This window comes from Arthrobacter sp. Soc17.1.1.1 (genome assembly GCF_036867195.1).
Lineage (GTDB): Bacteria > Actinomycetota > Actinomycetes > Actinomycetales > Micrococcaceae > Arthrobacter_D.
On sequence record NZ_JBAJII010000001.1, the window covers coordinates 2,760,413 to 2,784,479 of the forward strand.

20 protein-coding genes are annotated in these 24,067 nt (G+C 70.9%); 10 read left to right on the forward strand and 10 right to left on the reverse strand.

Annotated features, from left to right (window positions below; genetic code table 11):
• Nucleotides 1-44: 44 nt before the first annotated feature.
• Nucleotides 45-527: a DUF3817 domain-containing protein gene (locus tag V6S67_RS12740; protein WP_334210591.1), complete on the reverse strand. Its 483-nt coding sequence runs from the start codon at nt 525-527 to the stop codon at nt 45-47.
• Entirely contained in the window at nt 520-1,470 is a 951-nt protein-coding gene (locus tag V6S67_RS12745) for an SURF1 family protein (protein WP_334210592.1), read from the reverse strand. Before V6S67_RS12745 ends, V6S67_RS12740 begins: the two co-directional genes overlap by 8 nt.
• A gap of 131 nt (nt 1,471-1,601) precedes the next feature.
• Between V6S67_RS12745 and V6S67_RS12750 the strand changes: the two genes are divergently transcribed.
• Nucleotides 1,602-3,323, forward strand: coding sequence for an ABC transporter ATP-binding protein (locus tag V6S67_RS12750; RefSeq protein ID WP_334210593.1), 1,722 nt, complete (start codon nt 1,602-1,604; stop codon nt 3,321-3,323).
• The gene (locus tag V6S67_RS12755) at nt 3,316-5,061 is read left to right on the forward strand and encodes an ABC transporter ATP-binding protein (RefSeq protein ID WP_334210594.1); all 1,746 of its coding nucleotides are present in this window, start codon (nt 3,316-3,318) and stop codon (nt 5,059-5,061) included. The genes V6S67_RS12750 and V6S67_RS12755 overlap by 8 nt, the downstream gene beginning before the upstream one ends.
• A 16-nt stretch (nt 5,062-5,077) precedes the next feature.
• Here V6S67_RS12755 and V6S67_RS12760 read toward each other — a convergent pair whose 3' ends face one another.
• From V6S67_RS12760 to V6S67_RS12770, 3 genes are all read right to left on the reverse strand, one after another.
• Nucleotides 5,078-5,599 carry a PTS sugar transporter subunit IIA gene (locus V6S67_RS12760; protein ID WP_442884796.1) on the reverse strand — a complete coding sequence of 174 codons (522 nt, stop codon included), beginning with the start codon at nt 5,597-5,599 and terminating at the stop codon, nt 5,078-5,080.
• 52 nt (nt 5,600-5,651) lie between these two features.
• On the reverse strand, nt 5,652-6,791 hold the full coding sequence (locus V6S67_RS12765; RefSeq protein ID WP_334210596.1) for a GuaB3 family IMP dehydrogenase-related protein: 1,140 nt from the start codon (nt 6,789-6,791) through the stop codon (nt 5,652-5,654).
• Between the two features lie 164 nt (nt 6,792-6,955).
• Entirely contained in the window at nt 6,956-7,450 is a 495-nt protein-coding gene (locus V6S67_RS12770; protein ID WP_334210597.1) for an FBP domain-containing protein, read from the reverse strand.
• 387 nt (nt 7,451-7,837) lie between these two features.
• On the opposite strand from V6S67_RS12770, the gene V6S67_RS12775 reads away from it, so the two are divergent.
• Together V6S67_RS12775 and V6S67_RS12780 are read left to right on the forward strand one after the other, a co-directional pair.
• On the forward strand, nt 7,838-8,413 hold the full coding sequence (locus tag V6S67_RS12775; protein ID WP_334210598.1) for a GNAT family N-acetyltransferase: 576 nt from the start codon (nt 7,838-7,840) through the stop codon (nt 8,411-8,413).
• A gap of 127 nt (nt 8,414-8,540) precedes the next feature.
• Nucleotides 8,541-8,894: a hypothetical protein gene (locus V6S67_RS12780; RefSeq protein ID WP_334210599.1), complete on the forward strand. Its 354-nt coding sequence runs from the start codon at nt 8,541-8,543 to the stop codon at nt 8,892-8,894.
• A 50-nt stretch (nt 8,895-8,944) separates the two neighbouring features.
• Here the strand turns inward: V6S67_RS12780 and V6S67_RS12785 are convergent, their stop codons facing one another.
• From V6S67_RS12785 to V6S67_RS12795, 3 genes are all read right to left on the reverse strand, one after another.
• Nucleotides 8,945-10,774: an ABC transporter ATP-binding protein gene (locus tag V6S67_RS12785; protein ID WP_334210600.1), complete on the reverse strand. Its 1,830-nt coding sequence runs from the start codon at nt 10,772-10,774 to the stop codon at nt 8,945-8,947.
• Between the two features lie 57 nt (nt 10,775-10,831).
• Entirely contained in the window at nt 10,832-12,358 is a 1,527-nt protein-coding gene (gene guaB, locus V6S67_RS12790) for an IMP dehydrogenase (protein ID WP_334210601.1), read from the reverse strand.
• 148 nt (nt 12,359-12,506) lie between these two features.
• The gene (locus V6S67_RS12795; RefSeq protein WP_334210602.1) at nt 12,507-14,558 is read right to left on the reverse strand and encodes an acyltransferase family protein; all 2,052 of its coding nucleotides are present in this window, start codon (nt 14,556-14,558) and stop codon (nt 12,507-12,509) included.
• A gap of 314 nt (nt 14,559-14,872) precedes the next feature.
• On the opposite strand from V6S67_RS12795, the gene V6S67_RS12800 reads away from it, so the two are divergent.
• The gene (locus V6S67_RS12800) at nt 14,873-16,507 is read left to right on the forward strand and encodes a ribonuclease J (protein ID WP_334211595.1); all 1,635 of its coding nucleotides are present in this window, start codon (nt 14,873-14,875) and stop codon (nt 16,505-16,507) included.
• A 227-nt stretch (nt 16,508-16,734) separates the two neighbouring features.
• Here the strand turns inward: V6S67_RS12800 and groL are convergent, their stop codons facing one another.
• Both groL and groES read right to left on the reverse strand, forming a co-directional pair.
• A complete protein-coding gene (gene groL, locus V6S67_RS12805; RefSeq protein ID WP_334210603.1) occupies nt 16,735-18,348 on the reverse strand; it encodes a chaperonin GroEL in 1,614 nt (537 codons plus the stop codon).
• A 71-nt stretch (nt 18,349-18,419) separates the two neighbouring features.
• On the reverse strand, nt 18,420-18,716 hold the full coding sequence (gene groES / locus V6S67_RS12810; RefSeq protein ID WP_334210604.1) for a co-chaperone GroES: 297 nt from the start codon (nt 18,714-18,716) through the stop codon (nt 18,420-18,422).
• 355 nt (nt 18,717-19,071) lie between these two features.
• Here groES and V6S67_RS12815 point away from each other — a divergent pair, with 355 nt between their 5' ends.
• From V6S67_RS12815 to V6S67_RS12835, 5 genes are read left to right on the forward strand one after another with little or no spacing between them, the layout of a single operon-like run.
• Entirely contained in the window at nt 19,072-20,016 is a 945-nt protein-coding gene (locus tag V6S67_RS12815) for a siderophore ABC transporter substrate-binding protein (RefSeq protein WP_334210605.1), read from the forward strand.
• 32 nt (nt 20,017-20,048) lie between these two features.
• On the forward strand, nt 20,049-21,062 hold the full coding sequence (locus V6S67_RS12820; protein WP_334210606.1) for an ABC transporter permease: 1,014 nt from the start codon (nt 20,049-20,051) through the stop codon (nt 21,060-21,062).
• Complete coding sequence (locus V6S67_RS12825; RefSeq protein ID WP_334210607.1) at nt 21,052-22,065, forward strand: iron chelate uptake ABC transporter family permease subunit; 1,014 nt, start codon at nt 21,052-21,054, stop codon at nt 22,063-22,065. Before V6S67_RS12820 ends, V6S67_RS12825 begins: the two co-directional genes overlap by 11 nt.
• A complete protein-coding gene (locus tag V6S67_RS12830) occupies nt 22,062-22,817 on the forward strand; it encodes an iron ABC transporter ATP-binding protein (protein ID WP_334210608.1) in 756 nt (251 codons plus the stop codon). The genes V6S67_RS12825 and V6S67_RS12830 overlap by 4 nt, the downstream gene beginning before the upstream one ends.
• A gap of 9 nt (nt 22,818-22,826) precedes the next feature.
• Entirely contained in the window at nt 22,827-24,041 is a 1,215-nt protein-coding gene (locus tag V6S67_RS12835; protein WP_334210609.1) for a class I SAM-dependent methyltransferase, read from the forward strand.
• Nucleotides 24,042-24,067 lie beyond the last annotated feature (26 nt).

Here is a 24,067-nt window from a genome sequence, read left to right on the forward strand (position 1 = left end):
GGTACCCGGCGCCGCACATCACCCGAGGGGGCGTGACACCCGGTTCAGTAGCGCGGAGCCGCCTCGGGGTGGGCTGCGAGGTCCTCCTCGGCCTGGCGGTGGACCCGCTTCTCCACGAAGAAGGACAGCAGCGGCACCACGCCGCCGAGCGCGATCAGGACGAAGCGGCCGAAGGGCCAGCGCATGAGCTGCCACAGCCGGAAGTCGGCGATGAGGTACACGACGTACAGCCAGCCGTGGACGATCAGCACCGCCGTCGAGAGGTTCACGCCTCCGGCGGTCTCGGCGACCACCTCGGGGAGGAGCTGGAGGAACGCTCCCCCGCCGGCCACGATCTCGGAGTCGAACCCGTACTTCGCCACCATCTCCACGACGACGAGCAGCAGCATGACGCCGGTCGCGTAGGCGAGCACCTTGTAGAACGTGAGTGCGGATCGGATCTGTGCGTGCGTCCCGCCGAACCGCCGCTTCGGCTTCCCGCCCTTCGGTCGTGCGGCTCCGGCGGGGTCGAGTACTGGCTCAGTCACGGTGGGCACCGCTTTCGTGGGTGGAATTCCGGGTGGAGGTCCGGGTGGGCGTCGGAGTGGGTGTCGGGGCGGCCGTTGCAGCGGCAGCAGGAGCAGCGTCGGGAGCAGCAGGCCCGGGAGCGGCTGGGTCGGGCGAGGGGCCGGCGGCCTCCCGCCGCTCCTCCTCGGCGTCGGCCTCGTCCTCGAGGGTGCGGCGGTGGTCGTCGGCGACGAGGCGCCACCAGAGGAAGAACGCGAAACCGGCGAAGACCACCCACTCGACGGCGTAGAAGATGTTCAGCCAGTTGATCGGGGTGTCCTGCGGCTGGGGGCCGACCACTACGGGCTCCAGGCCGGCGGTGAAGGGGACCGCCACGCCGTCGACCGTCACGTCGGAGGCCACGACGAAGGCGGCAAAGGTGGTCGCGTCCCAGATGTTGGAGAGCTCGGCCGTGGACAGCGAGGGGACCCGCCCCTCGGTGTTCCGCTGCACCTCGGGGGCCTCGGGCGGCAGGAGGCGGCCAACCACGGCTGCCTCTCCCTCCTGCTCCGGGACCGCTGCCGCGTCCTCCGCGGACGGCACCCAGCCGAGGACGACGGGGATGACGGTCTCCTCGGCAGGTGCGTCCGGCGCGGCCGGCTCCGCTGCGGCGACAGTGAACGCCTGCACGACCCACAGGCCTTCCTCGCCGTCGCGCAGCCGGTTCTCGACCAGCATCCGGGTGCCGGGCCGGAACGCGCCCTCGACCGACACCATCTGGTCGGCACCCGACGCGTACAGCGGCGTGAGGGGCTCCAGCACGTCGGTGAGCGGGCGGACGTTCTCCGTGGTGCTGGGAGCGGGCGGCGGTGTCTCCCGCGAGGAGCTGAACTGCCACTGGCTGAGGAGGACGAAGACCGCGGCGGCCGCCATCGCGAGGATCAGCGTGAGGATCCATCGAGGCTTGAGCGCGGTTTTCAACACCCTTCAACGGTACTTCGTGTGCGTGTAGAACAACGAATACCGGAGGGTCCGACCGGGGCCGCCCTTCCGGGCGCAAGAGTGATTGGCACATCCCTATCACTACGCGCGGATGCCGTCTAGGATGAATCCTCGTGCGTTCCTTTCCCTACCCCCTGACCGGCTCGCCGGACCTGCGCTCCCCCGCGCGCTATCTGCTGTGGCTCGGCGGGCAGCAGAAGGCGACACTCGCGGCGGGGGTGCTCCTCGGCACCGTGTGGATGGCGTCGCAGGCGGTCATGCCCTTCGTGCTCGGGCGCGCCCTCGACGACGGGATCATCGGCGGCGACACGCGTGCCCTGCTCGGCTGGGCCGGTGCGCTGCTCGGACTCATGGTGGTCCAGGCCGTCTCCGACACCGCGACGCACCGGGCCGGTGTGAGCAGCTGGATGCAGGCCGCGTTCCGTTCCGTCCGCCTGGTGGGCCACAAGATCAGCCGCACGGGTGATGCCCTCCCCGCCGCGCTCTCCACGGGCGAGGTCGTGTCCACCGCGGCCTCCGACGCCTTCCGGCTGGGCGAGGTGTACGAGGTGCTCACGCGACTCGCCGGAGCGGCGGCGGCCTGGCTGGTGGTCACCGTGCTCATCTGGCAGACCTCCCCTGTGCTCGGCGTCGTCGTGCTCGTCGGCGTCCCCGTGTGCTGCGGGCTCCTGCTCTTCGTGGTCCGGCCCATGCAGGCGCGGCAGCGCGAGCAGCGCGAGGCGTCCGGCCGGATGACCGCGGTGGGCGCGGACACCGTGGCGGGACTGCGCGTGCTGCGCGGCATCGGCGGCGAGCACATCTTCGTGGGCCGGTACCGTGACAAGTCGGCCGTGACGCGTGATTCGGGCATCCGGGTGGCCCGCTCCCTCGCCGACCTCGAGGCGTCCCAGGTGTTCATCGCCGGGTCCTTCAGCGTGGTCTTCACGTGGGTGGGCGCGTCGCTGGTCCTCGCGGGCGGGATCACGCCCGGGGAGCTCGTGGCCCTCTACGGCTTCTCTATCTTCCTCATGACGCCCATCCGCGCGGCCGCCGACTCGGTGGCCCGCTTCATCCGCGCCCATGTCGGCGCGCGGAAGATCATCGCGGTGCTGTCGGTCGACGCCGCCGTCGCGGAGAGCACGACGCCGGTGGACCCCCCGCCGCCCGGCGCGGTCCTCGTCGACGAGCGGTCGGGCGTCGTCGTCGAGCCCGGGCTGATCACCGCCGTCGTCTCGCGGGAACCTGCTGAGTCCACGGACGCCGTGACGCGCCTCGGCCGGTTCGAGGACGCCGTGCTCGAGGAGGCCACCGTCCGCTGGGGTGCCGCCGACCTCCGGCACGTGCCGCTCGCGGACATCCGTGCGCGGATCGTCGTGAGCGAGGCCGCCCCGCAGCTCTTCAGCGGATCCCTCCGCGCGCAGCTCGACCCCCAGGGCCGGCACGGCGACGATGCCATCCTCGCGGCGCTCGAGGCAGCGAGCGCCCTCGACATCCTCGACGGGCTCGAGGGCGGCCTCGACCACGAGGTCACCGAGCGCGGCCGGAGCTTCTCCGGCGGGCAGCGCCAGCGCCTGGTCCTTGCGCGTGCCTACCTGACCGGCGCCGAGAACCTGGTCCTGGTGGAGCCGACGAGCGCCGTGGACGCCCACACCGAGCAGCGCATCGCGGCCCGGCTCGGCGGTGCCCGACGGCGGGACGGCCGGACGACCGTCATCGTCACCGCGAGCCCGCTGCTGCTGAGGGTCGTGGACCGGGTGGTCTTCCTCGAGGACGGCCGGGTCAGCGCGCAGGGCAGCCACAAGGACCTCATGACCAGCAGCAGCACCTATCGGAACGTGGTGATCCGCAGTGAGTAGCACGGCCAAGCTCCCCGTCGCCGGACCGGCGTCCGTCCGCGACGAGGCCTCGCGCCTCATCCGCCACCACCGGCGTGCCCTCGGAACGGTGATCGCCCTGTACGTCGGGTCGGCCGTCGCGGGCCTCGCCGGGCCGCTCCTGCTCGGCATCCTCGTCGACGCCGTGTCCGCGGGCACGACGGCGTCGTTCGTGGCGGCCGTGTCCGTCGGCATGCTCGGGTTCCTCGCGGTGCAGTCGGTGCTGCGCCGGTACGCCGTGCGCTCCGGCATGGTCTTCGGCGAGCGCGTGTTCGCCGAGCTGCGCGAGGACTTCATGGAGGACGTCACGGCGCTGCCGCTGTCCACCGTCGAGAAGGCCGGCACCGGCGACCTCGTCGCCCGGACGACGAACGACATCGACGCGGTGTCCCACACGGTGCGCTTCGGCGTGCCGCAGGTCGTCGTCTCCATGGTGACCATCCTCCTGACCCTCGGCGCCGCCGTCATCACCTCGCCCGTGCTGTCCCTCGGCCTCCTCGTGGGCCTGCCGCTGCTGTGGCCCGTGACGCGCTGGTACCTGCGGCGCAGTGCGGCCGGCTACATGCGTGAGCGCGAGACCTACGCCGTGGTGAACGGGACCATCACCGAGTCCATCGAGGGCGCCCGGACCGTCGACGCCCTCGGCCTCGGGGCGCTGCGCCGCCAGGATCTCGACGCCGCCCTCGGCACGAGCTTCCGTGCGGAGCGGTACACGCTGTGGCTGCGCTCGGTCCTGTTCCCGGCCGCGGACATCGCCTTCTGGCTGCCCGCCGCGGCGGTGCTGCTGTGGGGAGGCTGGCTCGCGGGCCAGGGCGTCGTCACGCCCGGAGCGGTGGCCGCGGTGGCCCTGTTCGCCGTCCGGCTGATCGACCCGGTGGACCTGCTCATCATGTGGACCGACGAGATCCAGGTCGGCGCGGCGTCGCTCGCGCGCATCATCGGCATCAAGGACGTCGAGCCGGACCGCGAGGCGACGGCGGCGGAACCCGCCAACGAGGACATCGTGGTGTCGGCGGCGACCTACGCGTACCGGCCCGGCCACAACGTGCTCCACGGCGTGGACCTCACCCTGGTGCGCGGTGAGCGTCTCGCCGTCGTCGGTCCCTCCGGTGCCGGCAAGTCCACCCTGGGCCGGCTGATCGCCGGGATCCACCCGCCCACCTCGGGCTCCGTCACGGTGGGCGGTGTCCCCCTGGTGGACCGGCCGCTGGACGACCTGCGCCGCGAGGTGGCCCTCGTGACGCAGGAGCACCACGTCTTCGTGGGGTCGGTCTCGGACAACGTCAGGCTCGGTCGCGCGGATGCGGGCGACATCGAGATCGAGGAGGCGCTGCGCAGCGTCGGCGCCCTCGACTGGGTGAAGCAGCTCCCGGAGGGCATGGACACGGAGGTGGGTTCCGGCGCACACGAACTGGCGCCCGCGCAGGCGCAGGAGCTGGCGCTGGCCCGGCTGATCCTCGCCGATCCGCACACCCTGGTCCTGGACGAGGCGACGTCGCTGATCGACCCGCAGGCGGCACGGGACCTCGAGCGCTCGCTGAACGCCGTCCTCGAGGGGCGCACCGTCATCGCCATCGCCCACCGGCTGCACACGGCCCACGACGCCGACCGCGTGGCCGTGGTGGAGGACGGACGGATCGCGGAGCTCGGCTCGCACGACGAGCTGCTGGCCCTGGACGGCGCGTACGCGTCGCTGTGGAACTCCTGGCGGAGCGAGTAGGGCCCGGAGGCGGGCGCTAGTGCTCGAAGAACACCAGCGAGGAGTTGATCAGCTCGGCGATCACCTCGGCGTCGTGCGCACGGCGCAGCGACTCGCGGAAGTTCTCCTTGAACAGGCTGCGGGCGATCGTGGCGAGCACCTCGAGGTGCTCCGAGAAGGACTGCGCGGGCGTGGCCATGAGGAGGACGAGCGTGGCGGGGCCGTCCACGGCGCCGAAGTCGAGGCTGTGGCCGAAGCGCGTGACGCCGACGGCGATCGAGGTCTGGTTCACGTACTCGCTGCGGGCGTGCGGCAGGCCGACGCCGCCGGGCAGCCCGGTGGCCATCTGGTGTTCGCGCGAGTTGACCTGGTCGAGGAAGGCCTGCAGGTCCGAGATGCGCCCGGCGGCATGCAGGCGCCCGGCCAGCTGGGCTGCGGCGTCCTCCTTGGAGACCGCTTCCATCTCGAGGATCACGAGGTCGGGGGTGGTGAGTTCGGCATCGTGCAGCTCGAGGGACAGGTCGCTCACAGTGTGCCTTTCGAAGTTCCCGCCGGCCATGGCCTTCCAGCTTAGCCCGGCCGTACCCGGCGCAGGCGTCCGCGTGTCCCGGTCAGTCGGTGGAGACGTAGGGCGAGAGGACCACTTCCACCCGCTGGAACTCCTTGAGGTCCGAGTACCCGGTGGTGGCCATGGCCCGGCGGAGCGCGCCGATCAGGTTGGACGTGCCGTCGGTGTGGTGGGAGGGACCCCAGAGCACCTCCTGCAGCGGGCCGACCGTGCCGATGTTGACCCTGTCGCCGCGCGGGAGTTCGTGGTGGTGTGCCTCCTGGCCCCAGTGCCAGCCCTTGCCGGGGGCCTCCTCGGCGCGGGCGAGGGCGGAGCCGAGCATGACGGCGTCGGCGCCCATCGCGATGGCCTTGACGATGTCGCCGCTGGCGCCCATGCCGCCGTCGGCGATGACGTGGACGTAGCGGCCGCCGGATTCGTCCATGTAGTCGCGGCGGGCACCGGCCACGTCGGCGATGGCCGAGGCGAGCGGCGAGTGGATGCCGAGCGCGCGCCGCGTCGTCGTCGTCGCTCCGCCGCCGAAGCCGACCAGCACGCCGGCCGCGCCCGTCCGCATGAGGTGGAGGGCCGGCGTGTAGCCCGCGGCGCCACCCACGATCACCGGGACGTCGAGCTCGTAGATGAACTTCTTCAGGTCCAGGGGCTGCTCGTTCTTCGACACGTGCTCCGCGGACACCGTGGTGCCGCGGATCACGAAGATGTCGACGCCGGCGGCGAGGACGGTCTTGTAGAACTGCTGCGTGCGCTGCGGCGTGAGGGAGCCCGCGACGGTCACGCCGGCCTCGCGGATCTCCGCGAGGCGGCTCGTGATGAGCTCGGCGCGGATGGGCGCGCTGTACAGCTCCTGCATCCGACGCGTGGCCGCCGGGCTGAAGGCCTCGGTGCTGAGACCGGCGATCTCGTCCAGGACCGGCTGCGGGTCCTCGTAGCGGGTCCACAGCCCCTCGAGGTTGAGCACCCCGAGGCCGCCGAGGCGGCCCATGGCGATGGCGGTGGCGGGCGACATGGCCGAATCCATGGGAGCGGCGACGACGGGCATCTCGAACTGGTAGGCGTCGATCTGCCAGCTCACGGAGACGTCGAGCGGGTCCCGGGTGCGCCGGGAGGGCACCACCGCCACGTCGTCCAGCGAATATGCCCTGCGTCCGCGCTTGGCCCGGCCGATCTCGATCTCGTAAGTCACTGCTCTAGGTTAGCCCAGCGGCGCCCGCCGACCGGCGGCACCCCCGATCCCTGCGTCCGGGTCCACCGGGGCACCCCCGCGGCGTCCTGCGTCCGGACGCACGCCTGCGGCGCGTACCCGGACCCGGGGTACCGCCGTCCGGGTCCGGGTGCGCACCGCGGCGGCTACCGCTGGTCCACGCGGTCGAGGAACTTCCCGGTGCGTTCGCGCAGCTCGCCCGCCTGCCGCCGCACGACGACGGCCGGGTCCGGGTGGATCTCGCTGGCGGGCGGTTCCCGGCGCACGTTGGCAGAGCAGACGAAGTCGGCGCAGATCAGCGTCCCGACGGTATTGCCGTCGCGTCCGGACTGGCCGGAGCGGCGTGCCACCCACAGGAGGACGTCCTCCTTGGAGTGCACGTCCCGGCAGAGTTCGCAGAGGACCGCGCGGCCCTTGCGCGCCCCTCCCTCGGGAGCCCGGAGGAGGATGCCGGTCGGACGCTGGGGGCCCGGGACCACGAGGTAGCCGCGGAGCGGCATCTTCTCGTCGCGCCAGCCGAGGAAGTCGAGGTTCTCCCAGTCCAGGGTGTCGAGGTTCTTCGGCGGGGTGAGCTTCGCGGTCTCGGACCGGGTGGCGTTGATGAAGGAGGAGCGGATGTCCTTGATGGAGAGGTGTTGCATGGAGAAGCGCCTTAGCAGCTGGAGGGTCGAGGGAATCGGTCTCGGCCGTCCCGGCCATGGGGGCGCGGCGCCTCGCGCGTACGGCGGACTGGCACGCCGAACGGGGTTCGGCGGTGCATCAGGCCGGGAGGCTGCCTGCCATGGTCGGGGGTGCCGGTGAGGGCGCGGGCGCGCAGCAGGCCGTAACGGCCACCCCGCTCTCCGCGGCAGACCGGGCCCTGAGGCTCCGCTGCATGCTCATCCGTCCCTGTTTCCTGATCCTCGTGCTTCCTGCGGGGCTATCCTCGCAGGAAGAGCCGCCCGCTGCAAAGCGTCGTGCTCCGTGCCGCGCCGACCGCCCCGCCACGGGGTCCGTTTCGCGCCGACCGACGCCGGAAGGAGCACATCATGCCCGAACGCCCTCGTCCCGCGCCGGTCGCGGTCGCCGTCCGGCCCATGGTCGCCTCGGACGTGCCCTTCCTCCCGGCCGTCGAGCGTGCCGCGGGCCTCGCCTTCCGCGAGCTGGGGATGGCCGCGATCGCGGACGACGAGCCGCTGCCGCTGTCCGTGCTGGCCGCGTCCTGCGCGGCGGGCCGGGGCTGGGTCGCCTCCGACGAAGCCGCACCCGTCGCCTACCTGCTGCTCGCCGTCGTGGACGGCGCCGCGCACATCGAGCAGGTGTCCGTGCACCCCGGGTACGCGCGGCAGGGTCTCGGGCGCAGGCTGATCGACGAGGCGGAGGCGTGGGCGCGCCTCCGTTCCATGCCGTCCCTGACCCTGACGACCTTCAGGGACGTGCCCTGGAACGCGCCGTACTACCGGCGCCTCGGCTTCGCGGACCTCGCGGAGGCCGACCTGGGGCCCGGGCTGGCCGCGGTGCGGCGGCACGAGGCGGAGGCAGGACTCGAGGCGTGGCCGAGGGTGGCGATGCGACGGGCCGTCCGCGCGGGCCCCGCCTGTTCCCCGTGCGGTGACGGGGTGTGATGACGGGGTGTGATGACGGGGCGCGATGCCCTGACGTGATGATGGGGTCACCCCTGCGATCGGGCGGCGTCGGTGGGACACCATAGGGTGAACTGCGGGTAAAGGGACATCGAGGAAGGACGACGGGATGCCGTTCCGCAGCAAGAAGACGTTGGAGGCCTGGGTCGACGAGTTCCGGACCACGCGGGAAGGGGGCGCGCTCATCACCGTCCTCGTGCAGGACGGCGAGGGCGGAGCCGACACCGGTCTGGTGACCGTTCCGCTCAGGATCGGCAGCACCGGGATCTACATGCAACCGGTCTCCATCGGGAATGCGCGGTGGTCCGTCTCGTTCGATGCCCGCGAGGACGAATTCGAACTGACACCGGCCGAGCTGCACGGCCTCGCCGCGGAGCTCCTGGCCGCGGCCTCCCTGTGCCAGTTCCTCCAGGAGAAGTCGGTGGGCTACGAGGAGGATCCGGAGGACGACCGGGACGACTGACCCGCCCACACCCGCCCACACCGTCGGAGCGCGCGGACCCGCGGCGGGGATCAGGCGTCCGGCAGCTGGCTCTCGAACATCCTGAAGTAGCGGCCCCGGAGCGCCACCAGCTCCCGGTGCGTCCCCGACTCGACCACGCGCCCGTCCTCGAGCATGTACACGACGTCGGCCTTCTCGATGGTCGCGAGGCGGTGGCTGATCGCGATGATGGTCCGCGAACGGTCGGCGAAGAGCCGCGTGAAGATGCGGTGCTCGGCGAGCGCGTCGATGGCCGACGTCGGCTCGTCCATGACGATGAAGGGCGCGTCCCGGTAGAAGTTGCGGGCCATCGCCAGCCGCTGCCACTGCCCGCCCGAGAGGCCGCTGCCCTTCCGGCCGCGCGGGTCCTCCATCCAGTTGCTCACGTAGTTCTCGTAGCCGTTGGGCATCCTGGCGATGAAGTCCGCAGCGTCGGCGTCCTCGGCCGCCCGCCGCACCCGTTCGTCGTCGCGGGCGCGGTGGACGTCACCGAAGTAGATGTTGTTGGCGGCGGTCGCGAACTCGTAGCGCAGGAAGTCCTGGCTCATGACGGCGAGGTGCTGGTGCCAGTCGTCGATGCCGATCCCGCGCAGGTCGCGTCCGTCGAGCAGCACCGCTCCCCTGCTCGGCTGGTACAGGCCGGCGAGGACCCGCACCAGCGTCGACTTCCCGGCACCGTTCTCGCCCACCACGGCCACGTGCGTGCCGCGTTCGAAGGACATCGAGATGCCCTTCAGCACCTCCTCCTCGCTGCCCGCGTACGTGAAGTGGATGTCGCGGAGCTCGACGACGGCGGGCGCCTCGGCCAGGCGCCCGGGGGCCCCGGTGGACAGCGGGAAGTCCATGAACTGCTCGTAGTCCTTGAGGTTCGCCAGGTCCTCGTCGATGGAGCTCAGCGAGGACACGAGGCTGTTGGCGGTGCTCAGCGCCCGGCTGACGATCTGCTGCACGTAGAGGAACTGGCCCACGGGCTGGGCCCGGGCGATGATCTGCCCCACGATCCACACCAGCGCCAGCAGCTCCGCCCCGTACTGCAGGGCGTCCGCGAGGAGCTGCTTGGGGATGTAGCGCTTCTGGAAGTCCAGGCGCCGCTTCTCGTCGGCGTCGCGCAGGGTGGAGCGGAGGTCCATGAGGTACCGGACGATCCCGTACAGGCGCATCTCGGCGATGTTCTGCGGCTTCATGAGGTTCGTCTCGATCATGCGCCGCTGCCGCCGGGAGTCCACCTGCGTGTTCCAGTGCGCCATCTGCTCCCGGGACAGCCGGAACTGCAGGTAGACGCTCGGGATGATCGCGAGGAGGACGATCAGGGCGATCCACCAGCTGACCAGCAGCAGCGCGCCGATCGCGAGCACCACCGAGACCAGCTGCGTGAAGATCGCCGCGATGCGGTCGAGGACCCGTGCGTAGGAGTCGGAGAAGCGGCGGGCCCTGTCGTAGAGGTCAACCGTCTCCTTGTCGTCGTACCGCCAGAACTCCAGCGCCAGGAACCGCTCGTACATGCGGTCGCCCACGATCGCACCGACGCGGAAGCTCAGGACCTGCTGGATGTAGCGGTCGACGCTCGTGAAGGCGCCCCACAGCAGCCCGAGGACGGCGGTGACGATCACGTAGACGACGGCGGACCGCCCGGCGTCCGGGTCGCCCGCGTAGGCGGCGGCGAGCGCCGTCGTCGTCAGCGAGGCGAAGTAGGTGGTGACGAGCGGCAGGGTCGCGGAGATGAGCGAGCCGGCGATCTTCATGGCGACGGCCCCCGGCGACGCCTTCGCGCTCACCACGAGCACCTGGCCTACAGCGCGGGCATAGGGGCGGAGGCGGAGCGTGCGGCGTGCCGCGGCTTCGGGCTGCGGGAGTCCGCTCATACGGCATCAGCCCCCGCCCACGGGATCAGGGGCGGGGGCCGGTGTGCCGCGCTGGTGCTACTTGGAGCCGTAGTTGGGTGCCTCGACCGTCATCTGGATGTCGTGCGGGTGGGATTCCTTCAGGCCGGCCGCCGTGATACGCACGAACTTGCCCTTGGCCTTCAGCTCGGGGATGGTGCGTGCCCCGGTGTAGAACATGGTCTGCCGCAGCCCGCCGACGAGCTGGTACGCCACGGACGCCAGGGGGCCGCGGTAGGCCACGCGGCCCTCGATGCCCTCGGGGATAAGCTTGTCGTCGCCCGAGACGTCCGCCTGGAAGTAGCGGTCCTTGGAGTAGGAGGTGTTCTTGCCGCGGGTCTGCATGGCGCCCAGGGACCCCATGCCCCGGTAGGTCTTGAACTGCTTGCCGTTGACGAAGATGAGCTCTCCCGGCGCCTCGGCGGAACCGGCGAGGAGCGAACCGAGCATGACGGTGTCGGCACCGGCGACGAGGGCCTTGCCGATGTCGCCGGAGTACTGCAGGCCGCCGTCGGCGATCACGGGGACGCCCGCGGGGATCGCGGCCTTCGCGGATTCGTAGATGGCGGTGACCTGCGGGACGCCGACGCCCGCGACGACGCGCGTGGTGCAGATGGAGCCCGGGCCCACACCCACCTTGATGCCGTCCGCGCCGGCGTCGATCAGGGCCTGCGCGCCCTCGCGCGTGGCCGCCTGGCCGCCGATGATGTCGACGTGCGCCGCGGACTTCTCCGCCTTCAGGCGGGCGATCATCTCGAGGACGCCGGCGCTGTGCCCGTTGGCGGTGTCCACGAAGAGGGCGTCGACGCCTGCCTCGACGAGCGTCATGGCGCGCTCCCAGCCGTCCCCGAAGAAGCCGATGGCCGCGCCGACCCGCAGGCGGCCGTCGTCGTCCTTGGTGGAGAGCGGGTACTGCTCGGCCTTCGTGAAGTCCTTGACGGTGATGAGGCCGCGGAGCACGTCCTCTTCGTCGACGAGCGGGAGCTTCTCGATCTTGTTGGCCGCGAGGAGATTGATGGCGTCGTCGCCGCTGATGCCCACGTGCCCGGTGACGAGAGGCATCTTCGTCATGACGTCGCGCACCAGGGTGCGCGGGAACTCACGCTCGAGCACGAAGCGCGTGTCGCGGTTGGTGACGATGCCGAGGAGGCGTCCTGCCGGGTCGACGACGGGCAGGCCGGAGACGCGGTAGTGGCCGCACAGCTCGTCCAGTTCCTGCAGCGTGGCGTCGGGACCGATGGTCAGGGGGTTCGTGATCATGCCGGACTCGCTGCGCTTCACGCGGTCCACCTGGTCCGCCTGGTCCTGGATGGACAGGTTGCGGTGGATGACTCCGAGCCCGCCCTGGCGGGCCATGGCCACGGCCATGCGGGCCTCCGTCACGGTGTCCATGGCGGAGGAGAGCAGCGGGGTCCTGACGGTGATGCGCTTCGAGATGCGCGACGACGTGTCCGCCTCGGAGGGGATCACGTCGGTGTGGCCGGGGAGCAGGAGGACGTCGTCGTACGTCAGGCCGATGAATCCGAAGGGGTCGTGTGTCTCGTTCTGGCCGGACTGCTGGCTCACTGCTGCGCCTCTTTCGGGATGACCGGGTGGGGGTAGGGGCCTCGACGCGGGCGGAACCCGCGGGCCTTGTCAGTCTAGAACCATTCCCGGGGGACCCCTATTCCGTGACCGTCCCCACTCACCCCACCTCAACCCTCCTCACCCCGCGTCACCAGCCGAGCGCGTCCCTCAGCCGCTCGGAGAAGACCGGGACGGTGGTCTCGACGTAGGACTTGGACAGGTGGTCCCGGTCCATGAAGACGCGGACGTTCCCCACGATCCCGTGGCATGTGGCCTCCGCGCACACGAGATCGGTGAGGTCCAGGTACTCCAGCCCGGGGACGCGTTCGGCGACGGCGGCGAGGGGCGACGACGGCGGCAGCACCTGCGCCACGGGGACGTCGCACGCCGATGGTTCCGCGGCGTTGCGGGCCGTGCACTCGGCCATGTCCTCCTCGAACCGCGGGGTGTCGCGGAGGGCCACGACGGGGATGCCGGCGTCGAGCAGGGGCGCGACCGCGGCCTCGAATCCCGCGGGCACCTGCTCGTCGGGCGAGCTCCAGGCCGTCCGCGAGCCGACCGTGAGCACGGCGTCGGGCGAGAGCCGGAGGGCGTAGTCCGTGACGGCCTCGTTGAAGGCCTGGCATTCCGGGGACACCGTGCCGGGTGCGTCGACGAACCGGCAGTCGGGCCTGTGCACCGACACGGCGAGCCAGTCGTTCTCGGTGGCCACCGCTCCGAGGGCTGTCATCCACATCTGGGAGTGGGAGTCGCCGAGCACCAGGACGGTCCGCTCCGCGGTCGCCTCGTCCCCCGTCCGGACGCACGAGGACAGCTGCGGGTCGGCCGGCATCAGCGTCGGTGGGCAGGGGCCGTCCACCGCCGCCCACTCGTCGCCGAGGCTGCTGGCGAGCGGCTTGACCAGGGCGTCGTCGGCACCGCGGAACCGGAAGCCGGGGTCCAGGGCGGCGGCGCCGGGATTGTCCTCGCGCGTCTGCCGCTCCACCGCCGCCTCCTGCGCCTGCACCCGGTACTCCCAGCCCGAGAGGGGCACCACGACCAGGGAGAGGGTTGCCGCCGCCACGAGCACCGTGTGGCGCCGCCGCACCGACGGCCACGTCCACGAGCGCACCGGGTCCTCGACGAGGCGCGTGGTGAGCACGGCGAGCAGCAGGGACACGGCGATGACGACGGCGCCGTCGGGCAGTCCGGCGGAGGGCTTGTCCGCGACGATGAGCCAGAGGACGAGGACGGGCCAGTGCCACAGGTACAGCGCGTAGGACGCCTCGCCGAGGCGCAGCAGGGGTGCGGCCGACAGCCACCGGTCGACGCCGGCCCGGCTGCCGGTGCGACCGGCGACGATCACGGCGGCCGCGGCGAGTGTCGGCCAGAGGGCGACGTAGCCGGGGAACTGCTGCTGCACCTGGAGGAGGACGCCGCACGCGAGCATCATCGCCACGCCGGCCCAGCCGAGCACCACGCGCACCCGGACCGGCAGCACGAGGTACGGCAGCGCCAGCGCCACGAGCGAGCCGAGCGCGAACTCCCACAGCCGGGCGCGCGTGTCGAAGTAGGCGGCCGCCTGGTCGGTGCCGGTCTGCCGGATCGAGAACGCGAGCGAGACGGCGAGGACGGCGCCGAACAGGACCAGGAGCACGGGCCGCACCCGCAGGCGGGTGACGGCGACGACCACGCCGGCCAGGGCGAACAGCAGCGGCCAGAGCAGGAACACCTGCCCCTGGATGGACAGCGACCAGAAGTGCTGGAGGGGACTCGCGGCACTGGAGTCCAGGGCGTAGTAGTCCACGGCGTTGCCGGCCAGCACCCAGTTCTGCCGGTACGTCAGCGACGCCCACGTCTGGTCCAGGACGGACCGCCAGCGCGAGCTCGGCACCAGGACGGCGGTCGCCGCGAGGACCGCCAGCAGCACGACGACGGCCGCGGGCAGCAGCCGCCGGAGCAGTCCCAGCCAGTAGGCGGTGAGCGCGAGCGGCTGTCCTGTCTCGAGGCGCCGGGTGAAGGTGACGGTGAGCAGGAACGCGGAGATCAGCAGGAACACGTCCACGCCGCCCGAGACCCGCCCGAGCCACACGTGGTAGATCACCACCATGCCCACGGCCAGTGCACGCAGGCCCTGCACCTCGGGCCGGAACCGGCGCTCGCCGGGGTTCGGCGCCGCTCCCCCACCGGTGGCAGGAGGGGCTGGGTGCAGGACGGGCATCACGCTGATCCTCCTCGGGAGCCGGGTCGTGGCGGGCCAAAACCTCCAGTCTACTGTCGCGTCGGGTCCTCCGGGGCATCGGGACGGGGACCGGGGCGAGCGACCGATCCGCCGGGGCACCCGCGGACCACGTACTCTTGGAGGAGCATGTTCCCGGGGATACCGGGGACCACGGACCGGAATCGCCGGATCCACCGGCCTCGACGACGACTGTCGGACGGGCACGACCCGCCCCCGCATGAACGAGAGATAACTGATCTGTGAATAAGAGACCTGCCGCACTGAAAGCACCCCGCGAACTGGCCAATGGAGCCATGCGCATCGTCGCGCTCGGAGGCATCGGTGAGATCGGCAGAAACATGACCGTCTTCGAGTTCGACGGCAAACTGCTGATCGTAGACTGCGGCGTCCTGTTCCCCGAGGAACACCAGCCCGGCGTCAACGTCATCCTCCCCGACTTCTCCTACATCCGCGACCGCCTCGACGACGTCGTCGCCGTCGTGCTCACGCACGGCCACGAGGACCACATCGGCGGTGTCCCGTACCTCCTCAAGGAGCGCGCGGACATCCCCCTGGTCGGCTCGCGGCTCACGCTGGCCTTCATCGAGGCCAAGCTCAAGGAACACCGCATCACCCCGAAGACCGTGCAGGTCAAGGAGGGCGACCGGCGGACCATGGGTGGCTTCGACCTCGAGTTCGTCGCGGTGAACCACTCCATCCCCGACAGCCTCGCCGTCGCCATCCGCACCGCGGCCGGCATGGTGCTGCACACGGGCGACTTCAAGATGGACCAGTTCCCCCTGGACCGCCGCATCACGGACCTCAGCGCCTTCGCGCGCCTCGGTGAGGAGGGCGTGGACCTGTTCCTCACCGACTCCACGAACGCGGACGTCCCCGGCTTCACCACCTCGGAGAAGGACCTCGCGCCGGCCATCGACGCCGTGTTCCGCACCGCGCCGCGCCGCATCATCGTGTCGAGCTTCGCGAGCCACATCCACCGCATCCAGCAGATCATCGACACCGCGCACCAGCACCGCCGCAAGGTGGCGTTCGTGGGCCGCTCCATGGTGCGCAACATGACCATCGCCGCGGACCTCGGCTACCTCAACATCCCGCAGGGCCTGCTCGTGGACTTCAAGAAGCTCGAGCGCAGCGACGACCACAAGGTGGTCCTCATCTGCACGGGCTCGCAGGGCGAGCCCATGGCGGCCCTCTCGCGCATGGCCAACAAGGACCACGCCATCCGCATCAGCGAGGGCGACACGGTCCTGCTGGCCAGCTCGCTCATCCCGGGCAACGAGAACGCCATCTACGGCATCATCAACGCCCTGACCGAGATCGGCGCCAACGTGGTCCACAAGGGCAACGCCAAGGTGCACGTCTCGGGCCACGCGAGCGCCGGCGAGCTCGCCTACTGCTACAACATCGTCAAGCCGCGCAACGTCATGCCGGTGCACGGCGAATGGCGCCACCTGCGCGCCAACTCGGAGATCGCCGTCGCCACCGGCGTCGATCCCCGCAACGTCGTCATCGCGCAGGACGGCGTGACCGTCGACCTCGCCCGCGGACGGGCCACCCTCTCGGGCAAGGTCGAGGCCGGCCTGGTCTTCGTCGACGGCGACAGCGTCGGCGGGATCACCGAGGAGGACCTCGTGGAGCGCCGCCGCCTCGCGGAGGAGGGCGTGGTCACGGTCCTCGCGATCATCGACCCGGACAACGGGGACATCGTCGAGGCGCCGGAGTTCTTCACCAAGGGCTTCTCCTGCTCCGACGAGGACCTGGACAAGGCGGGTGCCGCCGTCGAGAAGGCACTGCGCGACGCCGCGTCCAACCGCCAGGGCGGCCGCCGCCAGGACCCGGAGGACATCATCGAGCGGGCCACGGCGAACTGGATGCGCCGGTTCTACAACCGCCAGCCGGTCGTCACGGCGATCGTCGTCGACGCCTGATCCGTACGCCTCGACGAAGCCCCGGTGCCCTCGGCGCCGGGGCTTCGTCGTCTGCGGGAGCCATTCGGGAGCCGTGCGGGACGACCGCGGTGCGCGGTCCGTCCGCCGCCGGCCCGGAAGCACCCCGGAAGCATGCGGAAGCACCCGGACACAGCAGCACCCCGGCTCCTCGAGGAACCGGGGTGCTGCTGTGTCAGCTGGACCGAGGAGTCCTCGGCCGGGCAGTCCTAGTGCGAGTGGCCGTGGCCCTCGTCGTCGGACTCCTCGGGCTTCTCGACCACGAGGGTCTCCGTGGTCAGCACGAGTGCCGCGATGGAGGCCGCGTTGCGCAGGGCGGAGCGCGTCACCTTCACGGGATCGATGATGCCGGCGTCGACCAGGTTCTCGTACTCGCCGCTCGCGGCGTTGAAGCCGTGGCCGTCCTCGAGGTCGGAGACCTTCGCGACGACGACATAGCCCTCGTGCCCGGCGTTCTCGGCGATCCAGCGCAGCGGCTGGGCGAGCGCGCGGCGCACGAGGCCGACGGCGGTGGCCGCGTCGCCCTCGAGTGCCAGGACGTCGGGGTCGGTGTCGAGCGCCTTGCCGGCGTGGACCAGCGCGGAACCGCCGCCGGCCACGATGCCCTCTTCGAGAGCGGCACGCGTGGAGGACACTGCGTCCTCGATGCGGTGCTTCTTCTCCTTGAGCTCCACCTCGGTGGCAGCGCCGACCTTGATGACGCCGATACCGCCGGCGAGCTTCGCGAGGCGCTCCTGGAGCTTCTCACGATCCCAGTCGGAGTCGGTGCGCTCCACCTCGGCGCGGATCTGCGCCACGCGGTCGGCGACGTCGGACTCGCTGCCGGTGCCGTCGACGATCGTGGTGGCGTCCTTGGTGACGGTGATGCGGCGTGCGGAACCCAGCACCTCGAGGCCCACCTGGTCCAGCTTGAGGCCGAGATCCGGGGAGACGACCTGCGCACCCGTGAGGGTGGCGATGTCCTGCATCATGGCCTTGCGGCGGTCACCGAAGCCCGGGGCCTTGACGGCGACGACGTTCAGGGTGCCGCGGATCTTGTTGACCACCAGGGTGGAGAGCGCTTCGCCCTCGATGTCCTCGGCGATGATGAACAGCGGCTTGCCGGCCTGCAGGGCCTTCTCCAGCAGGGGGAGGAACTCGGCGAGCGAGGAGATCTTGCCGGAGTTGATGAGGATGAGCGCGTCCTCGAGGACAGCTTCCTGGCGCTCGGCGTCGGTCACGAAGTACGGCGAGAGGTAGCCCTTGTCGAACTGCATGCCCTCGGTGAGGACGAGTTCGGTCTGCGTGGTGGAGGACTCCTCGATGGTGATCACACCATCCTTGCCGACCTTGTCGAACGCCTCGGCGAGGAGGTCCCCGACCTCGGTGCTCTGCGCGGAGATGGAGGCCACGTTGGCGGTCTGCTGGCCGACGACCTCGCGGGCGTTCTCGAGCAGGCGCTTGGCGACGGCCTCGACCGCCACCTCGATGCCGTGCTTGAGCTGTCCCGGGGCGGCACCGGCGGCCACGTTGCGGAGGCCTTCCTTGACGAGTGCCTGGGCCAGGACCGTGGCGGTGGTGGTTCCGTCACCGGCGACGTCGTTGGTCTTGGTGGCGACCTCCTTGGCCAGCTGGGCGCCGAGGTTCTCGTACGGGTCGTCGAGCTCGATCTCCCGGGCGATCGTGACGCCGTCGTTCGTGATGGTGGGGGCGCCCCACTTCTTGTCGAGCACCACATTGCGTCCGCGGGGGCCGAGCGTCACCTTGACGGTGTCCGCGAGCTTGTCCACGCCGGCTTCGAGGGCACGGCGGGCGGCGTCGTTGAATTCCAACTGCTTTGCCACTGGTGGTTCCTTTCAGGCTTGGCGAGGAAAAGCCCCGGCCACTGCGGGCCGGGGCTTCTCCTCAAGGGGTACTACTTGACGACGACAGCGAGGACGTCGCGGGCGGAGAGCACCAGGTACTCGGTGCCACCGTGCTTCACTTCGGTTCCGCCGTACTTCGAGTAGATGACGATGTCGCCCTCGGCGACATCGACGGGCACGCGGTTGCCGTTGTCGTCGACGCGACCCGGTCCGACTGCCACGACTTCGCCCTCCTGGGGCTTCTCCTTGGCCGTGTCCGGGATGACGAGGCCGGAAGCAGTGGTCTGCTCGGCTTCGAGGGGGCGGACAACGATGCGATCCTCAAGGGGCTTAATAGAGACCGACACTCGGGCTCTCCTTTGCGTTCGATACCAATGGATTGGGGGCCTTCGGGTGGGGCGTGAACCGTCGTCGCGGTGCCGGTGAACGCTTCCCTCGGGATTAGCACCCGCGGTGAGCGAGTGCCAACTCCGACTGTATGCAAGGGCTGGCACTCGGTCAAGGCGAGTGCCAGCATTGACGACGGCGACGGCGACGGCGACGGCACGGCCAGGCGCGCACCTTCCGACGCATTAGGACACACTCCGGTTGCGTAATTCCCACGCCGCCCTCTACATTCAGAAGGAGTAAGGCATCCCTTACTTCGACGACATCTTCACGACGTCCGGTTCGTCCGGCCCTTCCCCCTACGGAGTCCACCCCATGGCACACGTGCGCCTCGCCGTCCTTTCCGCAGCCGCTGCGGCCACCCTCGCCCTCACGGCGTGCGGTGGTTCCTCCGAAGCTGCCGGCGAGCCCGCGGCCGCCTCGACCGTCTCCGTCGAGCACGCGCAGGGCACCACCGAGGTGCCGGTGGATCCCGAGACGGTGTTCACCTTCGACCTGGGCGCCCTCGACACCCTGGACGCCCTCGGCGTGGACGTCGCCGGCGTCCCGCAGGGGACCCTGCCCGCCCAGCTCTCGGCCTACGAGGGAGGCGACACCACGAACATCGGGTCCATGAAGGAGCCGGACTTCGAAGCGATCGCGGCCGCCGCCCCGGACCTCATCATCATCTCGGGCCGCGTCGCCGACTCCTACGACGAGCTCGCGGAGATCGCACCGACCATCGACCTCAGCGTCGACGCCGCGGACCCGATCGCGAGCTTCACCGAGCACACCGAGTCCCTCGGCCGGATCTTCGGCGCGGAGGACGAGGTCGCCGAACGGCTGGCGGCACTCGACGCCAGGATCTCCGAGACGAGGGACGCGGCGGCGTCCGCGGGCACCGGCCTGGTGCTGATGACCAGCGCGGGCGAGGTCACCGCGTACGGTGCCGGATCGCGCTTCGGCCTGATCCACGACGTGCTGGGCGTGAAGCCCGCCGCCGAGGTGAAGAGCGAGGGCACGCACGGCGAGGCCGTCTCCTTCGAGTACATCGCCGAGATCGACCCGGCCCACCTCTTCGTGATTGACCGTGACGCCGCCGTCGGCGAGGCCGGGGCCGCGGGCTCCGCCGTCCTCGACAACGAGCTCGTGAACGGCACGGAAGCGGCGAGGAACGACGACGTCACCTACCTCGACTCCGCGAGCTGGTACCTCATCGGATACGGGCTGAACAACCTCGACGCCATGGTCTCCGCCGTCAACGAGGCCGTCGCGGCCTGACCCGCTCCGCCGCTCCCGCGGCGGGCGCCCCCATGGCAACGCTCTCCCTCCGGCCGCAGCGGCCGACCCAGCAGCGCGGTTCCGCCCGGTCCCTGTCCCTCGTGGCAGCCGGCGGAGCCGTGCTGCTGCTTGCCCTCGTCAGCCTGTTCGTGGGCGTCTCGGCCGTCTCCCCCGGAGATCTGCTCGCGGGCGACGCCGGCGTGTGGCAGACGTTCCTCGTGAGCCGGGTGCCGCGCACCCTGGCGGTCCTCCTAGCCGGCGTGGCGCTCGGCGTCGCCGGCTTCATCCTGCAGCTCATGGCCCGCAATCGGTTCGTGGAGCCCTCCACGGTCGGCACCGTGGAGTCGGCCACCGCAGGCATCCTCGTGGCGACGCTGCTGCTGCCCGCCGCCCCGGTCGTGGCGAAGATGGGGATCGCCGCGCTCTTCGCCGTGGCCGGGACGGCGCTCTTCCTCTCGGTCCTGCGCCGGATCCCCCTGCGCAACACGCTGATCGTCCCGCTCGTGGGCATCATGCTCGGCGGTGTCATCGCGGCCGTGACGACGTTCTTCGCCTACCGCTTCGACCTGCTGCAGACGCTCAACACGTGGATGATCGGCGACTTCTCCGGGCTCGTCCGCGGGCGCTACGAGATGCTGTGGCTCGTGGCCGTCCTCGCCGTCGTCGGGTACGTCTGCGCCGACCGGTTCACCGTGGCCGGCATGGGCGAGGAGTTCACCACCAACCTCGGCCTCGGCTACCGGCGCACCATGAACCTCGGCCTCGTCCTGGTGAGCCTCATCAGCGCCGTCGTCGTCGTGGTCGTGGGCGCCGTCCCCTTCCTCGGGCTGATCGTGCCCAACCTCGTGTCCCTGTTCATCGGCGACAACGTGCGCCGCGCCGTGCCGTGGATCGCCCTGTTCGGAGCCGGGTTCCTCCTGGCGTGCGACATCCTGGGCAGGGTCATCCGCTTCCCCTACGAGGTGCCCGTCGGCGTGATCGTCTCCGTGGTCGGCAGCGCCCTGTTCATCACCCTGCTCGTTCGGAGGACCGCCGGTGCGCGCTAGGACCAGCCCCCTGCCCACCGCCGTCGTGCAGTCCGGCCGGAAGCCGCTCACCGCACTGCCGGCCGGCGTGTGGCTCGCGGTGCTCGGCGCCGCCGCCGTCGTGCTCGTCGCGGCGTTCCTGCTCGTCGACGTCCAGGGCGACCTCGGCTACGTGCTGCCGCGGCGCCTGAACCGTGTCGGGGCGATGGTGCTCGTCGCCGTCGCCGTCGGGGTGTCCACCGTGCTGTTCCAGACCGTCACCGGCAACCGGATCCTGACGCCGTCCATCATGGGGCTGGACGCGCTCTACGTGCTCATCCAGACCGTCCTGGCGTTCGCCCTCGGTGCCTCGACGCTCCTCACCCTCGGGGCGCCGGTCCGCTTCGGGGTCGAGGTCACCCTCATGGTCGGCTTCTCCTGGCTGCTGTACCGGTGGCTGTTCACCGGCGGCGGGCGGAGCCTGCACCTGCTGCTGCTGGTCGGCATCGTGTTCGGCGTCTTCTTCCGCGGCGTCTCCTCGCTGCTCCAGCGCCTCATGGACCCGAGCGAGTACATCATCCTGCAGGACCTGTTCTTCGCGAGCTTCAACCGGGTGGATCCGACGCTGCTGCTGATCTCCGCCGTCACCGTCGCCGCACTGTGCGTGCCGGCCTGGCGGCTGCGCCACCGCCTCGACGTCCTGGCCCTCGGGCGCGACACCGCGATCGGGCTCGGCGTGGACCACCGGCGCACCGTGACGCTGGTCCTCGTGATCTGCTCGGTGCTCGTCGCCGTCTCCACGGCCCTCGTGGGACCCGCGACGTTCTTCGGCCTGCTCGTCTCGGCCCTCGCCTACCAGCTGTGCGCCTCCTTCCGGCATGCCGTCGTGCTGCCCGTCGCCGTCCTGCTCGGCGTGATCGCCCTCGTGGGCGGCCAGCTCGTCCTCGAGCAGGTCTTCGCGTTCGACACCGCCCTCAGCATCGTCATCGAGTTCACCGGCGGCCTCGTCTTCCTCGCCCTCCTCCTGAAAGGCCGTATCCGGTGATCACCGTCAGCCACGCCACCAAGCGCTACGGGACCGCCACCGTGGTGGACGACGTCAGCTGCACCATCCCGGGCGGTGTCACCTCGATCATCGGCCCCAACGGCGCCGGCAAGTCCACCCTGCTGTCCATGATGAGCAGGCTCCTCCCGCTCGATGCCGGCCGCGTGGAGGTGGACGGACTGGACGTCAGCACGACTCCGGGTCGGGACCTCGCCCGCACCCTGTCGATCCTCCGGCAGGAGAACCAGCTCACGGTCCGGCTGTCCGTGCGCGACCTCGTCGGGTTCGGCCGGTTCCCCCACTCCAACGGCCGTCCCACGGCGGCGGACCGGGAGCACATCGAGCGCGCCCTCGACTACCTCGACCTGACCGACCTGGCGGACCGGTTCGTCGACGAGCTCTCCGGCGGGCAGCGCCAGCGCGCGTTCATCGCCATGGTCCTCGCACAGGACACCGACCACATCCTGCTCGACGAGCCGCTCAACAACCTGGACATGAAGCACTCGGTGGACATGATGCGCCTGCTCCGCCGCCTCGCCGACGACCTCGGGAAGACCGTGGTGCTCGTGATCCACGACATCAACTTCGCGTCCTGCTACTCGGACACGATCCTCGCGATGCGCGACGGCGCCCTGATCCACCAGGGCACCCCGGAGGAGATCATGACCCCGGAGGTGCTCCACCGCGTGTACGACGTCGAGATCCAGGTGGAGCAGATCCGCGGCAACAGGATCGGCGTGTACTTCGCCTAGGCTGGCTGCATGGCTTCGGAGAACATCGCGGACATCCTGACCCCCGAGGGCTGGGAGCTGCTGAACTCGCTCGGGCCCTACACCGAGGCCGACAGCCTGCGGCTCACCGGACAGCTGCGGAAGGCCGGCCACTCCCCCGAAGCCGTCGCCGCGGCCCTCACGCAGTCACGGCTGCGGGCGAAGGCGTCGGCGAAGTTCGGGCCGTTCGCCGAGCACATGGTCTTCACGGCGGCCGGCCTCGAGCAGGCCACGCGCCTGACCGTCGCCGCGCGCCACGCGCAGCGCTTCGTCGACGCCGGGCTCGTGAGGATCGCCGATCTCGGCTGCGGGCTCGGTGCGGACAGCATGGCCCTGGCCACCCTCGACCGCGAGGTCACCGCCGTCGAGCTCGACGAGACCACCGCCGCGGCCGCGACCATGAACCTGCTGCCCTTCCCGAACGCGCGCGTCGTCAACGCCGACGCCGCCACCGTGGACACCGCGGCGTACGACGGCGTGTGGCTCGACCCGGCGCGCAGGACCACGACGACGTCGGGAACCTCCCGCCTGTTCGACCCCGAGGCGTTCTCGCCACCGCTGTCCTTCGTCCAGGACCTCGCCGACGGCGGGAAGCCCGTGGGCGTGAAGATGGGCCCGGGCATGCCCCACGCATCGATCCCGGCCACGTGCGAGGCCCAGTGGGTCTCCGTGGACGGCGACGTCACGGAGGTGGCGCTCTGGTTCAACGCGCTGCGGCGCGAGGGCGTCCGCCGCGCCGCGCTCGTCATCGGCCCGCGGGGTGCCGCGGAGATGGTGTCGGCGGCGGAGTTCGGAGAGGGCCCGACGGCGGCCGTCGGCGCACCGGGCGGCTACCTCTACGAACCCGACGGCGCCGTGATCCGCGCCGAGCTGGTGGCGGACCTCGCCGCGCAGCTCGGCGGGCACCTGCTGGACCCGATGATCGCGTACATCTGCGCGCCGTCGCACACGGACACCCCGTTCGCCCGCGCCTACAGGGTGCTCGAGGTGCGCCCCTACAACGTGAAGGCGCTGAAGATGTGGGTGCGCCGGGAGGGCATCGGTGTCCTCGACATCAAGAAGCGCGGACTGTCGGTGACCCCCGAGGAGGTGCGGCGGCAGCTGCTGACCGGATCGGGCAAGGGCCGGAAGAAGGCCACGCTCGTGCTGACGCGCATCGGCGACGAACGGGTGGCGGTCGTCGTCGAGCCCGTGGCCGCCTCCTAGCCCACCTGCCCTCCTGGCCCACCTGC